The sequence below is a fragment of the Wolbachia endosymbiont of Ctenocephalides felis wCfeT genome (genome assembly GCF_012277295.1).
Taxonomy (GTDB): Bacteria; Pseudomonadota; Alphaproteobacteria; order Rickettsiales; family Anaplasmataceae; genus Wolbachia.
Genome location: NZ_CP051156.1, coordinates 874,399 through 889,425, shown reverse-complemented (window position 1 = coordinate 889,425; position 15,027 = coordinate 874,399). Strand labels below are relative to the sequence as shown.

The 15,027-nt window shown below is 34.3% G+C and carries 9 protein-coding genes and 3 pseudogenes; 5 read left to right on the top strand and 7 right to left on the bottom strand.

Annotated features, from left to right (window positions below):
* Positions 1–3 precede the first annotated feature (3 nt).
* A pseudogene (gene tnpC, locus HF197_RS04315) lies at positions 4–1,364 on the bottom strand (IS66 family transposase).
* 446 nt (positions 1,365–1,810) lie between these two features.
* Between tnpC (HF197_RS04315) and HF197_RS04310 the strand changes: the two are divergent.
* Positions 1,811–2,767, top strand: a complete 957-nt coding sequence (locus tag HF197_RS04310; RefSeq protein WP_168463922.1) for an IS5 family transposase — start codon at positions 1,811–1,813, stop codon at positions 2,765–2,767.
* A 91-nt stretch (positions 2,768–2,858) separates the two neighbouring features.
* On the opposite strand, the gene HF197_RS04305 is transcribed toward HF197_RS04310, so the two are convergent.
* The 5 genes from HF197_RS04305 to secD all read right to left on the bottom strand — a co-directional run bounded on the left by HF197_RS04305 (position 2,859) and on the right by secD (position 8,242).
* Entirely contained in the window at positions 2,859–3,548 is a 690-nt protein-coding gene (locus HF197_RS04305; RefSeq protein ID WP_168464396.1) for a lysophospholipid acyltransferase family protein, read from the bottom strand.
* A 63-nt stretch (positions 3,549–3,611) separates the two neighbouring features.
* A complete protein-coding gene (locus HF197_RS04300; RefSeq protein WP_168464395.1) occupies positions 3,612–4,610 on the bottom strand; it encodes a tyrosine-type recombinase/integrase in 999 nt (332 codons plus the stop codon).
* A gap of 325 nt (positions 4,611–4,935) precedes the next feature.
* Positions 4,936–5,577: a P-loop NTPase family protein gene (locus HF197_RS04295; protein WP_168464895.1), complete on the bottom strand. Its 642-nt coding sequence runs from the start codon at positions 5,575–5,577 to the stop codon at positions 4,936–4,938.
* Positions 5,578–5,581: 4 nt separating this feature from the next.
* On the bottom strand, positions 5,582–6,655 hold the full coding sequence (locus HF197_RS04290; protein WP_168464394.1) for an AI-2E family transporter: 1,074 nt from the start codon (positions 6,653–6,655) through the stop codon (positions 5,582–5,584).
* Between the two features lie 66 nt (positions 6,656–6,721).
* Complete coding sequence (gene secD / locus HF197_RS04285; RefSeq protein WP_168464894.1) at positions 6,722–8,242, bottom strand: protein translocase subunit SecD; 1,521 nt, start codon at positions 8,240–8,242, stop codon at positions 6,722–6,724.
* Between the two features lie 152 nt (positions 8,243–8,394).
* On the opposite strand from secD, the gene guaB reads away from it, so the two are divergent.
* The 4 genes and pseudogenes from guaB (at position 8,395) to HF197_RS07560 (ending at position 12,832) form a co-directional block, all read left to right on the top strand.
* A complete protein-coding gene (gene guaB, locus HF197_RS04280) occupies positions 8,395–9,888 on the top strand; it encodes an IMP dehydrogenase (protein ID WP_168464393.1) in 1,494 nt (497 codons plus the stop codon).
* Positions 9,889–10,001: 113 nt separating this feature from the next.
* A pseudogene (gene tnpC / locus HF197_RS04275) lies at positions 10,002–11,335 on the top strand (IS66 family transposase).
* Between the two features lie 56 nt (positions 11,336–11,391).
* A pseudogene (gene tnpC, locus HF197_RS04270) lies at positions 11,392–12,752 on the top strand (IS66 family transposase).
* Positions 12,698–12,832 carry a hypothetical protein gene (locus HF197_RS07560; protein ID WP_256359329.1) on the top strand — a complete coding sequence of 45 codons (135 nt, stop codon included), beginning with the start codon at positions 12,698–12,700 and terminating at the stop codon, positions 12,830–12,832. Before tnpC (HF197_RS04270) ends, HF197_RS07560 begins: the two are co-directional and overlap by 55 nt.
* Here HF197_RS07560 and HF197_RS04265 read toward each other — a convergent pair.
* The gene (locus HF197_RS04265) at positions 12,829–15,027 is read right to left on the bottom strand and encodes an AAA family ATPase (RefSeq protein WP_168464392.1); all 2,199 of its coding nucleotides are present in this window, start codon (positions 15,025–15,027) and stop codon (positions 12,829–12,831) included. The two genes, HF197_RS07560 and HF197_RS04265, sit on opposite strands and share 4 nt — an antisense overlap.

The window sequence follows — 15,027 nt, the reverse complement described above, 5'->3', positions numbered from 1 at the left end:
GGCTTAAGAAGCAATAGCCAGTAGGTTTTGAAAAGGATTTAACTTCTTTTGCCTCCAAGTCAAGTACAATGAAATTATCCTCTCAAGAAACATATTTCCCCGTTTCGATTGTGTAAAATATGAAACTTTTCGGTAAACAACGTAATGCCGAATCTGTTGCTCAGCATAGTTGTTTGTCAGTGGAATATTTTCTGGATCGTCCAAAAATTTCCACATCATCAGATCCGATTTCATGATATTTTTTGCTACTCGAGACGCTCCAATTGCCTCGGGTAAATTTGATATATTCTTTAAGTAATATCTCGTTCGCTTGCATAATTTTCTTGCTCTTCTTATGAACCTTAATGTGTCTATTTCATCCTTTAACAGAGCTTTTTTCAATGCAAATAATTCAGTAGCAACATTCCTTAAATAATACCCCAAAACTTTCACTTCGCTATTCCAACTATGAGACAACCTTTCAAAATCTCTTGCTAAATGTGCCCAACAGACCTGCCTTTTCTTGCTGGAAAAGTAGTTGTAAGCTGCATATCTGTCGGTCACTACTAGGTTGTTATTCTTTCCAAATTTACTATTTTCCAGGACTTTCATCCCTCTTGACTCTGTCAATTTGATCACACTTCCTATTTTGCTCGCAAACATCCAGCACCAGCCCTGTTTACCTTTGTTGTAATGGCTAGTTTCATCGATATGTAAAATTTTGCTCTTGCTTACCTCTTCCTCAATTTGCTCATATGCTTCTTGGCATTTTTCTGCCACTCTAGCCTCACTATTTGATACACTACCGACGCTGATATCCAGGTTGAAAATGTCCTTTATAATATTTGCCACTTCTTTTTTCGAATTCTTGTAAAATCCACTTAATGCTGCAATTACTGACTTAACTCTTGGACCAAATGTGTCCGCAGTTACTCCTTCTTGTAGCTTGCTACTTTTTCTTTTTCCACATCTTTTGCAACGTCCATGCTCTAGTTGATATTCAACTACATACGGCTTGATTTCCGGCAAATCGACCTTTTGATGAGTATACGGATCTTTTGATACCGCAATTTCTCCTCCGCACTCACACGTATTGGGCAGTTCTATTTTTACCATCTCATCTGCCTCCATTTTAGGGCGGTAACTGCCTTTATGTCCAACCTGTGCTCCTACTTTCCTGTCACTTTTTGGCTTATTTTCCCTCATCTTATATAATTCTTTGGAGCTTGGTATAGATGAATTTTTTGAATTTAAGCCAAGCCTTTCTTTTAACTCAGCGTTTTCGATCCTTAGCGCTTTATTTTCTGCTTTAAGCTCTTCTATTTTTGTTTCTAACTTTTCTATAGTCTGCTTAAACTTTCGCAAAATTCTAAAAGATCAACCATATTACCTCACAGCCACTCTAGTTTACCTTTTTAGCATTCCTTGTCTACTCTTTATTTTACCGCCCGGCTGAATGGATACCAAAATTACAACTTTAACGCTATTACTATGCGGCAACATACTTTTAAAGACCAGTTATTTCCGTTTTGGAAATAACTGATTTTCATATAACTTCCCATAATCATATTAAAAAGTCGACGAAAATTAAGAGTATTAGATAAAATTTATATATTAATTATGATATTTTTAAAGAAAATAGAGTGGATAGCTATGATTATGAAATTAATAGAAATGTTTTAATAATAAAGCTTTTTTGTCATACTATTTATAGGATCAAGTTAAAAAGACCTGGATTCTAGCGGGCTTTGTTGCATAGCTAAAGTAAAAAGAACTGGGAGTTACTGACAAAATTCATTATAAACAGGCATTTAACCGACAAAGGAAAAATATGCCAGTCAAAATGAAAGTCAGTAACTGCTACGAATATAACAAATTTCTCCAAGAAAGAGGAAATATTTTTTATTACGTCAACGATGCCATAGAAAATTGGTACGAAAAAAGTCCCAAAATGGCCGGTGGCAACAATATTTATAGTGATAAAGTCGTAATTCTAATTCACATAATAACTTATTTGTTTAGAATAGGCCTAAGACAAACGGTGGGGTTTATAGCGGGATACCTTGAGCAAATAGGAAAAAATTTGCAAGTTATCAGCTATTCCCAGGCTTCCAGAAGATTCAAAAAGCTTAACTTAAAAATTAATGATCGAAGACATGATAAAAACAGTATGGAAAATATTGAGATCGCCATAGATAGCACTGGAATAAGCATCTACAATAATATTCCAGGCCATAGTAAGGCAAACGGTACAGATAGAAAGTACCGTGGCTATAAGCAAACAAGAAAATTGCATGTAATGCTGGAGATAGGTAGCAAAAAAGTCATAGCTGCAAAATACAGTAGTGGAGTTTATTCTGACCACTATGGAGCCTGTGATCTTATTGCAAGGGCTAATGCTAAATACAATATAAGCACACTATATGCAGACAGAGCATATAATCGAAAGAAGTTATACAAATTGTGCAATGAGCTTGGCATAAAGACAAAAATTCCTCTGCAAAACAATGCAGTGGAGCATCCAAAGCTGGATTATATGGCTGAGAGAAATTCTACAATCAAGCTCATAAAGTCATATGGTGAAGATGGTATGAAGAAGTGGAAAAAAGAGATAAATTATGGGAAGAGATCTTATATAGAAAGTTTTTTCTCGCGACTGAAGCAAACATTTGGGTTTAGTTTTAGGAACAAATCTGAGATTAACCGTGAGAAAGAAATGCTACTCAAGTGTTATTTGCTGAACAAATTTACTGAAATAGGCATGGCTAAATTTGAGATAGCTTCATGAATTTATTATGCATTGCCTCCTATCCAAAGAGCGATGCAACAAAGCCCAATAGGGTCGACTCCTGAAAACTTTAAGTTAGGGTACCTACCTATTATATTTTCCTCTCAATTACCTTCTCTAATTTTTGTAAAAGTTCATCTTTGTTGAGTCCAGGGTATATAGGAGGTAATATTTTTATTGTTGCCTTACCTGGCTTTCTTCTCAAAGAAAGTATACTTTTGGGCCAAAATAAACCAGTGTTTAAAGTAACTGGTAACACAGGAATAGACAATGCACTATATAAAGCTGCAATGCCTGGTTGATATTTTACTTTCTGTTTTCCGGTTGTTCTCATGCCTTCAGGAAATATTATTATGTTTCTGTTGTTTTTTATATGTACCTTTGCCGATTTTATTATATAGCGTATGGAGCCAATACTGTTTGAGCGGTCAATGAAAATCATTTTTAGTGCCATAAGGTGTAAACCAACAAACGGAATCCACTTCAATTCACGCTTTAAAATAAAAACTGCTTTTTGAAACAATAATATAAAGATGAACGTCTCAAAGGGAGATTGATGCTTAGATGCAATTATAAAAGGCTGATTAGGGATGTTTTGCATCCCCTCAATTTTGTATCCAACACCGCATAATAAGCGAAGCATAAACAATACAACTCTTATTGAAAAGACTAGAAAAATACTGATTATACAAGCAGGAAAAAGAATTACAGGTAAAGTAATAAAAGTATAACATACTTCCCACAATACGAGAAAGATATTAAACAATAAACTCCGAATCACAACGCTTACATAAACTGAATGTAAGTTTAACTTCCTTATAACCTAAAAACAATCAGTTAATTATTAATCATTTGCGTAATTATCAATCATTTGTGTAATAGGGTGCGTTTTAGCCAATTTGTCCTTCAACTCTCCATTAGCAACATGAGTGTATATTTGTGTTGTAGAAAGATTGGTATGCCCAAGGACTTTTTGTATTAATACAATATTTGCTCCACTGTTTAATAAATGAGTGGCAAAAGAATGCCTGATCACATGTGGAGAAATCTTATTTTCATCGATATTGCACTTTCTTGCTAATTCCTTTAATAATTGACCAATTCGTTGTCTTGTAATTGGTTTATTGGGTCTATCACCTGGAAACAGCCAATCTGATTCTTTGCCGTTAGAAACAAGATTGTCACGTATTGATAAATAATTTTTCAGACTTTGCAACGCCTGTTCGTTGAAAAGAATTTGCCTCTCTCTGTCACTTTTTCCCTTGATTATGATATAATACTCTTTTTCATCGTTGTTTATTAAGTGCAGCACCTCACGCAATTTCATATTAATGAGCTCAGAAATACGCATACCAGAAGAATAAAGAATATCTAAAATAGCGCATAATCTTTTGCTGCCTATCTCTTTGTTTGACTTTTGTGCTGCTTTTCTTACTGTATTCATTAGCAAAAGTATTTCTTCAACTGTCAAATATTTAGGCAATGGACGAGAAACTTTTGGATTTTTTAGTTCATCATCATTAGCTGGTGCAGGATTAATGTCTATTATTCCATCATTAAATAAGCATTTATAAAAGTTTTTCATAGCAGATATTTTTCTTGATATAGAGCTACTCTTATACTTTTGTTGTGCACACAAATATTTTACATAATCTTTGATATTAGTTTTGTTTGCACCTACTAAAGTTGTGCCACCTGCTTGTAAAAATTCTTCGAGTTGATACAAATCTGAACGATAACTCTCTAAAGTATTTTGTGTAGCAGACCTCTCTGAGATTAAAGCATCTATATAATATGTTATGTAAAAATTTTCTTTCTTATCTTTCAGCTGCTTACTTGTCATTATTAGCTCCTATATTTATTTCTTTAACTATAATTCTGTTTGAGGTATCATCTGTATTTCTTATGAAAAAATACGAGGCAAAGAAAGCATTTAACAATAGAATAAACACCACAAACCTTCGCCTTAACCTTTTTTTTAAATTTGATCTCATTTTCATCATGGTTAAAATTATAACATAAAATCTATAAAAACACCCTATAAAACATATTCTATTAAAATATAGAGTATTTTTTAAATCTATATTTATTATAACATAATATTTATTATAGTTCTAATATAAATAATTTGAATGTCATGAATGTTAACAGATTTTTAGCATAATGCTTTAGAGAGCGTGATGTCTTTTTTTCAATAATGTACTAATAAAAGGAATAGTTATATTTGATCCTAAAGACTCATTATTTATTTTTTCTATAATCTTATTAATACTGCAAAAAGAGCGTTCTACTCTCGCTAAAATATAATTAATTACCTTTAAATCTATTTTTAATTGTTTATCTGAAAAATGTTTCATCAATACAATTCTTAATAGCTCTTCACTTGCTGAGGGAATTTTTACACTAGTTGTTGCAAGCATTCTAGAGCTCAAGTCTTTTAGTTTGAAATTTAGCTTTTTTAATGTGACTGCAGAAGTCATTAGCAGTCTCTTATTATTTTCTTTCATGTAATTATAACAATGTAATAGCATCGTTTCATCTTTAATATTGTGTATATCTTCCAATATAAAAGCGCTGCTATACCTAATATCACTTACAAAATTATTTACGTTGATAAAGATGGCATCATTTATCGATTGCCAAATATGAGCAAGATGTGTTTTACCGGAACTTTTAGATCCGAAAAGAATTAGAGAACTCCAAGAAGAATCTTCAACTATCAAATTATATATATGCTTATTTTCGTCCAATATAACGTAATTCTGCTGACTATAATCAACTTGGCTATTGTTAAATAGATTCAACTGCACATCATTAGCCTTTTTTGTAAAATTCACTACTTAGATATTGATCTACTGCGTACTTTACTGACACATTAAATACTGCTATTATTGGAATGAAAAATAGTACACCTATAAGTCCAAAGTAAGAAGCGCATATAGCAACTCCAAGGATAATTACGGTAGGATGTATGTGAACCTTTTTTCCTATCAATAAAGGAGCAAGTATATTTGCATCTATTAGCTGCCCTATACAAAATAACGATAGAACAGCTAAACTTCCAAACCACTCGCTAAACTCTGTGATAGCACTTAAAAACCCGATAGTTGTGTATAGTAGTGGTCCTATATAAGGTATAAATGTTAATGCTCCTGACAGGATTCCAATTGAAATGGAGTGTTCTAGCCCAATCACACTAAGACCGACAGAGTAAAATACTGTCATAATAATACAGACATTAACTTGACCTTTCAGGTAATGAGATATGATAAAATCTACCTTTGAAAAATAATCTGCAACTTTTTTTCTATAAGGAGCTGGAATTAATTTACTGGCTTTTGCTACAATCAAAGGCCAATCCCGCAGTACGTAGAAAAACACTACTGGCGTTATTACGATTAATGATATCACATGAATTAAACTAAAGCTTGAGCTTAGTATTTGAATTACGGAATTACACCCAACATTAAGAGCCTTGATAAAATAAGTCACATAGTTGTTGTAGTTTTCTGCTAAATTTTTAGATAAATTGCCAAACATCTCATTCTCAACTTTTGTATTTAAAAATTCCCGCATGGATGGTATGATTATAAACTTTAATGAAGGTGCTTTACTTATTAAGAAATTTGATATTGAGGCAATTTGAAAGTGTATGATAGGCAAAACGAATGCGGTGGTTATTATAAAAACTATCAATAGAGCAAGCGCTATAAAAACTGCAGAATATAAACGTGGTATTTTATATTTTTCAAATTTTACTACCAGCGGATTGAATAGGTATGCAACAAGGATAGACATCAAGCATGGAAAAAGCATAGGACGCATTAAAAACAATACGCCTATTATGAGCAGTAATATGGATAAAATAGTTATATGACGTTTTTGCATGCTCCTAGCATAATCAATTTACTGAAAAAATAAACATAGAATTTTTACAACTGGTTGACTCTGTAGTTAGGTTGAAAGCGCAAGATTTTCCGGATCGGCAAACAATTCTATTAAAAGTTTTGTGACTGTAATTGCAGAAAACATCGAGCATAAAATTCCAGCTGATAAAGTAATAGAAAATCCTCTGATTGCTCCACTACCAATGGCAAACATTATTCCTGCAGCAATTAATGTGGTAATATTTGAATCTAGAATTGTTTTTATAGCGTTCTTAAATCCTTCTTCAATTGCGCGTACCGTTCTTTTTCCCGATCTAATTTCTTCACGAATGCGCTCAAATATTAAGACGTTTGCATCAACTGACATGCCAACAGTTAATGCAATACCAGCAATTCCAGGTAATGTTAAGGTTGCTTCAAGGAAAGTCAAAATAAGTAATATAAAGATAACATTAACAAGCAGTGCAACTGAAGCGAGTAATCCTAATCTACCGTAAGTGATAATTATAAATAAAGCTACAGCAAAAATAGAAATTATTGCTGCTAACTCACCTGCTTTTATTGATTCTTCTCCAAGGCTTGGGCCAATATTTTTTTCTTCAATTATTTTTAATGGTGCTGGTAATGCTCCAGATTTTAAGAGTATAGCAAGTTCACTTGTCTGCTTTTCGGTGAAGTTACCGCTTATTTCTCCTTCTCCATTTAAAATTGGCTCACGTATTGTCGGTACAGTTAAAACTGTGTTATCCAGAACAATGGCAAAAGGTTTTCCAACATTTTCTTTAGTGATTTTTGCAAATCTCTTGCTTGCGATGCTGTCAAATTTAAAATGTACTGTTGGCTTACCTAAGGAGCTAAATCTCACTGATGCATTAACTAATGAATCACCACCTATTTCTGTTTTGCGAAATATTGGATAAGAATTCCCTAAAGCATCCTTTAGCATCACTGTAGTTTCATGATCTATATCCTGCATTGAAGCTACATTACTGTTTGCTAAGTGAAAAGCTAGTTTAGCAGTTTTACCGAGTAAAGATTTTATTTGTTCAGTATCCTCTACTCCAGGCACTTGCACTAATATTTTATTCTGCCCCTGTTTTTGCACACTGACTTCTTTTGTACCAAGTTTATCTAAGCGTCGCTGGACGTTGCTTATTGATTCTGCAACTACTCTATTAATTAAAGAATTTTTATAGTGAGTTTTGTATGAAACCAAAATGGTAGTGCCTTGTTTGCTCAGCTCTAAATTTGGATTTATTTTACCAATCAACGCTGAGGCTTTCTTATGGTCATCAGTATTGCTTAGAGTCACAATTATTTGCTCCTTATTCTGTACACTGGATTCAATATTTTGTGCTAGTAAGTTTTCTTTCATTTCATCTGCTAACATACCCAGCCTTTCTTTCAGGTAGAAATCAAAATCTACGTCGAGAAGTAAAGATGCTCCTCCTTTGAGGTCAAGCCCTAGATTTATTTTTTTTTTCGAGATGAAAAACTGATTATCAATGAAATTTGGCAGTACTATATATAAAGCAAGTAGACATATAAGTAATACTGAAAAAGATTTAACCATAAGTCTACTTGGCATAAGTTGTAAATTCAAAATCATAGTGTAATTTAAAAATGGGCTTTTGCAAAATTCTCTTTATTAAATTTCTATAGCTTTTACAGGCTTTCTTGTCATCTTGTAATGATCTGTTGCAATTTCATTAATTTGTATGTAAACTTTAAATAAAGCCTATGAAGAAAGTAGAAGTCTGTTATTCATTTGATGATGTACTCCTTTTGCCAGCATATTCTGATATACTGCCTCGTGATGCGGATACAAAGACTTATTTAACAAACAGTATAGAACTTAATATTCCTCTTATATCCTCTGCAATGGACACTGTCACTGAGTCTAATTTTGCAATAGCTATTGCTCAGCATGGGGGAATAGGCTGTATACATAAAAACTTATCAATAGAGGAACAAGTTTCAGAAGTAAGAAAAGTAAAAAAATATGAAAGTTGGATTGTATATAATCCAATTACAATCTCTCCGGACAAAACAGTTGCGGAAGCAATTTCATTGATGAGAGAGCACAATTATTCCGGAATTCCAGTAGTTGACCAACGCAAATTAGTTGGAATTTTAACCAACCGAGACGTTAGATTCATTGAAGATGAAGATATGGATGTAAAAGTCTCTGAAGTTATGACAAAGGAAAAGTTAGTAACTGTACGAGAGCAAGAGGTGGATAGCGCATCTGCAATGAGGTTATTACATGAAAATAGAATAGAGAAGCTCTTAGTAGTTGATGAAAATTCTTATTGTATAGGCCTGATTACTGTTAAAGATATTGAAAAATATAGTCGTTATCCAAATTCATGCAAAGACAGTAAGGGGAGGCTTAGAGTTGCTGCTGCAGTTGGAATAGGTAAAAAAGATGGTATAGAAAGATGCGAAGCTTTAATTAAAGAAGAAGTTGATGTGATTGTTGTAGACACTGCTCATGGTCACTCTTCTGGCGTTATTAACACCATTAAAGAAATAAAAAAAATGCATCCTGAGGTACAGCTAATTGGAGGTAACATTGCAACGAAGGAAGCAGCAGAAGCATTAATTGATGCTGGTGTTGATGCGGTTAAGGTTGGTATAGGACCTGGTTCAATCTGTACAACCAGGATAGTAACTGGTGTTGGTGTGCCACAATTCTCTGCAATTCAAAGCGTTGCAGAAATATGTAAAGCAAGGAATGTTAGGCTCATTGCTGATGGTGGAATAAAATATTCCGGAGATATTGCAAAAGCTATTGCTGCAGGGGCTGATTCTGTGATGATTGGCTCAATCTTTGCCGGCACTGATGAAAGCCCAGGTGAGATTATTATGTATAAGGGAAGAGCATATAAAGGTTATAGAGGAATGGGATCTATTAGTGCAATGAAACGTGGTTCTGCTAGCCGCTATTTTCAAGATAAAGAATCAAAATTAAAATTAGTGCCAGAAGGAGTAGAAGGAAGAGTTCCGTTTAAAGGCTCAGCTTCAGGAGTGATTCATCAACTAATTGGTGGATTGCAAGCTTCAATGGGTTATACTGGTAATAAAAATATAGAAGAAATGAAGGAAAATTGTAAATTTATTGCTATTACTGCATCAGGGCTGAGAGAGAGTCATGCTCATGATATAATAATTACACAAGAAGCACCAAATTATGCTTATCAAACTTCCGGCGTATCAGCTGATTCAGAATAAGTGTACAGTCTCAAAGAGTGTTGTAACTCAACAAGTATCCATTCAGCCGGGCGGTAAAATAAAGAGTAGACAAGGAATGCTAAAAAGGTAAACTAGAGTGGCTGTGAGGTAATATGGTTGATCTTTTAGAATTTTGCGAAAGTTTAAGCAGACTATAGAAAAGTTAGAAACAAAAATAGAAGAGCTTAAAGCAGAAAATAAAGCGCTAAGGATCGAAAACGCTGAGTTAAAAGAAAGGCTTGGCTTAAATTCAAAAAATTCATCTATACCAAGCTCCAAAGAATTATATAAGATGAGGGAAAATAAGCCAAAAAGTGACAGGAAAGTAGGAGCACAGGTTGGACATAAAGGCAGTTACCGCCCTAAAATGGAGGCAGATGAGATGGTAAAAATAGAACTGCCCAATACGTGTGAGTGCGGAGGAGAAATTGCGGTATCAAAAGATCCGTATACTCATCAAAAGGTCGATTTGCCGGAAATCAAGCCGTATGTAGTTGAATATCAACTAGAGCATGGACGTTGCAAAAGATGTGGAAAAAGAAAAAGTAGCAAGCTACAAGAAGGAGTAACTGCGGACACATTTGGTCCAAGAGTTAAGTCAGTAATTACAGCATTAAGTGGATTTTACAAGAATTCGAAAAAAGAAGTGGCAAATATTATAAAGGACATTTTCAACCTGGATATCAGCGTCGGTAGTGTATCAAATAGCGAGGCTAGAGTGGCAGAAAAATGCCAAGAAGCATATGAGCAAATTGAGGAAGAGGTAAGCAAGAGCAAAATTTTACATATCGATGAAACTAGCCATTACAACAAAGGTAAACAGGGCTGGTGCTGGATGTTTGCGAGCAAAATAGGAAGTGTGATCAAATTGACAGAGTCAAGAGGGATGAAAGTCCTGGAAAATAGTAAATTTGGAAAGAATAACAACCTAGTAGTGACCGACAGATATGCAGCTTACAACTACTTTTCCAGCAAGAAAAGGCAGGTCTGTTGGGCACATTTAGCAAGAGATTTTGAAAGGTTGTCTCATAGTTGGAATAGCGAAGTGAAAGTTTTGGGGTATTATTTAAGGAATGTTGCTACTGAATTATTTGCATTGAAAAAAGCTCTGTTAAAGGATGAAATAGACACATTAAGGTTCATAAGAAGAGCAAGAAAATTACGCAAGCGAACGAGATATTACTTAAAGAATATATCAAATTTACCCGAGGCAATTGGAGCGTCTCGAGTAGCAAAAAATATCATGAAATCGGATCTGATGATGTGGAAATTTTTGGACGATCCAGAAAATATTCCACTGACAAACAACTATGCTGAGCGACAGATTCGGCATTACGTTGTTTACCGAAAAGTTTCATATTTTACACAATCGAAACGGGGAAATATGTTTCTTGAGAGGATAATTTCATTGTACTTGACTTGGAGTATCCATTCAGCCGGGCGGTAAAATAAAGAGTAGACAAGGAATGCTAAAAAGGTAAACTAGAGTGGCTGTGAGGTAATATGGTTGATCTTTTAGAATTTTGCGAAAGTTTAAGCAGACTATAGAAAAGTTAGAAACAAAAATAGAAGAGCTTAAAGCAGAAAATAAAGCGCTAAGGATCGAAAACGCTGAGTTAAAAGAAAGGCTTGGCTTAAGTTCAAAAAATTCATCTATACCAAGCTCCAAAGAATTATATAAGATGAGGGAAAATAAGCCAAAAAGTGACAGGAAAGTAGGAGCACAGGTTGGACATAAAGGCAGTTACCGCCCTAAAATGGAGGCAGATGAGATGGTAAAAATAGAACTGCCCAATACGTGTGAGTGCGGAGGAGAAATTGCGGTATCAAAAGATCCGTATACTCATCAAAAGGTCGATTTGCCGGAAATCAAGCCGTATGTAGTTGAATATCAACTAGAGCATGGACGTTGCAAAAGATGTGGAAAAAGAAAAAGTAGCAAGCTACAAGAAGGAGTAACTGCGGACACATTTGGTCCAAGAGTTAAGTCAGTAATTGCAGCATTAAGTGGATTTTACAAGAATTCGAAAAAAGAAGTGGCAAATATTATAAAGGACATTTTCAACCTGGATATCAGCGTCGGTAGTGTATCAAATAGCGAGGCTAGAGTGGCAGAAAAATGCCAAGAAGCATATGAGCAAATTGAGGAAGAGGTAAGCAAGAGCAAAATTTTACATATCGATGAAACTAGCCATTACAACAAAGGTAAACAGGGCTGGTGCTGGATGTTTGCGAGCAAAATAGGAAGTGTGATCAAATTGACAGAGTCAAGAGGGATGAAAGTCCTGGAAAATAGTAAATTTGGAAAGAATAACAACCTAGTAGTGACCGACAGATATGCAGCTTACAACTACTTTTCCAGCAAGAAAAGGCAGGTCTGTTGGGCACATTTAGCAAGAGATTTTGAAAGGTTGTCTCATAGTTGGAATAGCGAAGTGAAAGTTTTGGGGTATTATTTAAGGAATGTTGCTACTGAATTATTTGCATTGAAAAAAGCTCTGTTAAAGGATGAAATAGACACATTAAGGTTCATAAGAAGAGCAAGAAAATTACGCAAGCGAACGAGATATTACTTAAAGAATATATCAAATTTACCCGAGGCAATTGGAGCGTCTCGAGTAGCAAAAAATATCATGAAATCGGATCTGATGATGTGGAAATTTTTGGACGATCCAGAAAATATTCCACTGACAAACAACTATGCTGAGCGACAGATTCGGCATTACGTTGTTTACCGAAAAGTTTCATATTTTACACAATCGAAACGGGGAAATATGTTTCTTGAGAGGATAATTTCATTGTACTTGACTTGGAGGCAAAAGAAGTTAAATCCTTTTCAAAACCTACTGGCTATTGCTTCTTAAGCCATACACCTGAATGGATACTGACTTGGAGGCAAAAGAAGTTAAATCCTTTTCAAAACCTACTGGCTATTGCTTCTTAAGCCATACACCTGAATGGATACAATTTCTCAGGTGATTTAATGGCTTCCTCAAGTAATTTTAACCGTTTCTCAGCATTCTGTATAACATCTTCTCTTTCATCTAATTCAAAAAGTTCTTTAACTAGTTTTAGTTTGTCTTCATCTTTATAATCTTGTTCAAGTTGCTTAATATATTCTTCTTTAATCCATTTTTTCAGTTCTATTTTAGCCTGCCTTTTGTTTTTTTTAGCTTCTTCAATCTCTTTTTCAGCATTGCTTATTTCCTTTTTAAATGCTTTAGCTTCCTCTATATCCTTTAGACATTTTTCCTCAGCTCGTTTAAAATTTTCCTCTGCTTGTCTGATTTTTATTCTTACTAATTTAAAAGTGCCTTTAACCTGTTTCACATCTTTTGCTTCCTTAATTCGCTCAAAAATTTCTTTACACTGATTAGCTTCTTCTTCAGCTAACTTTAAAGCTTTCTTAGCCTGTTCTTCAGCTTTTTCTTTACCTTCCTTCAAAGTTCCTTTAGCCTGCTTAGCCTCTTTTTCAGCCAGCTTCAAATCTTTCTTAGCATGTTTTACAGCTTTTTCTTTAGATGAATTTATTTCCTTCATTATTTCTATAACTTCTTCTTTAAGGGATTTGCAAGCTTTTTGCTCAGCATTTTCTTCAGCCAGCTTCAAATCTTTCTTAGCCATCTCAAAAGCTTCTCCAATACGTTGAATATTTGACTTTTTAATCAATAAATCTTCTAATTCTGTACGCTTTGATATTAAAGTGCTTTTAGCTGACTCAAAATTTTTCTTATTTTGTACATACTTTCCTTTAGCTAATTTCAAGTTTTCCTTAGCCTGTTCTACATTTTTAGTCAATCTTAAAACCTCAGTAGAGTTTTTAGCTTGCTCTTCAGCTTGTTTGAAAGCTTCTTCACTCTTTTTTACAGCTTCTTCATAAGTTAAATTTAAACTCTCCTTATCCTTCCTAGCTTTCTCTTTATCTTCTTCTAAGTTTTTTTCTAGTTCTTTTTTCTTGTCTTCCATTCTATTTTCAGCGTTTGTTTTCGCACCATCCGCCAGTGCTTTCATATCCGCTCCTGAATATACTTTTCCTGAATCTTCTCCAGTTTTACTTGCAATTCCTTCCAAATCTAAATTTGGTTCAGGACACACATCCCTCATGTTTAATTCTAATATCTTTTTTCGATCATCTTGATCTGGGTGTCCAATGAAGATACGATTACCTAAACGCCCAGATCTAATCAGAGCTGTGTCCAAACTTTCAAGACGGTTAGTTGCTGTAATTACAACGATATTATCTTTAGGATCGATACCGTTCAATTCCTTTAATAACCCGATCAGAGATTGATTATGCTCTTGACTGGAGATAGAATCACTGCTCGTCCTCTCTCCTCCAATAGCATCTATCTCATCTATGAAAATTATGCCAGGAACGTTTTTCTCTGTTTTTTGTCTCTCTTCTTGAACTCTTCTCTTTGCGTCTACAAAAAAGTCATGTATATCGGCTGAAGTGTTATTAATGAATCGTGAGATAAGTTCAGAAGCTGTAATGCTAATAAACACACCTTCCACTGTATTTGCAATTGCATTCGCAAGCATAGTTTTTCCTGTTCCAGGAGGGCCGTAAAAAATATAGCCTGTTTCAGTATCCTTTAAACCTCGCGAAAAAGAGTGACGAATATTGTCTACTTCTTTTTTTACTTTTCCAGGAACGACAACATCATCAAGTGTTATTTTTTCTGTTAAATCTTTTTCTAGTACTGTTTCTACTGCTTCTTGCGTAGTTTGTTTTTTAGTTTTAAGTAGCTTATCTACTGACATAATAATAACAATACACGATATTATAGCACCAATAGGTATAGAGGGCATTGTAACTGCTGCAAAAATGCCTCCTAGAATGGCCTTGATAATGCTTAATGTAAGAATATAAGGAATCATGACCCAAATCACAAAGTACAGCAAGCAAATGCTAGCTACAACTACTAAACTACATAAAGCAAACTTTAATAAAAATCCTAATTTGCTAGACTTGTTTCCCGATGACGGTTGTGAAATTACAGGTTGTACATCCTTTTTAGACTCTCCTGATGACGGCTGTGTAATTATAGATTGTATTTCCTTTTTAATATCTTCTACTGATGATAATTGTGGAATTGCAGGTTCTATTTTCCTTGTAATACCTACTGCCATTGCCAT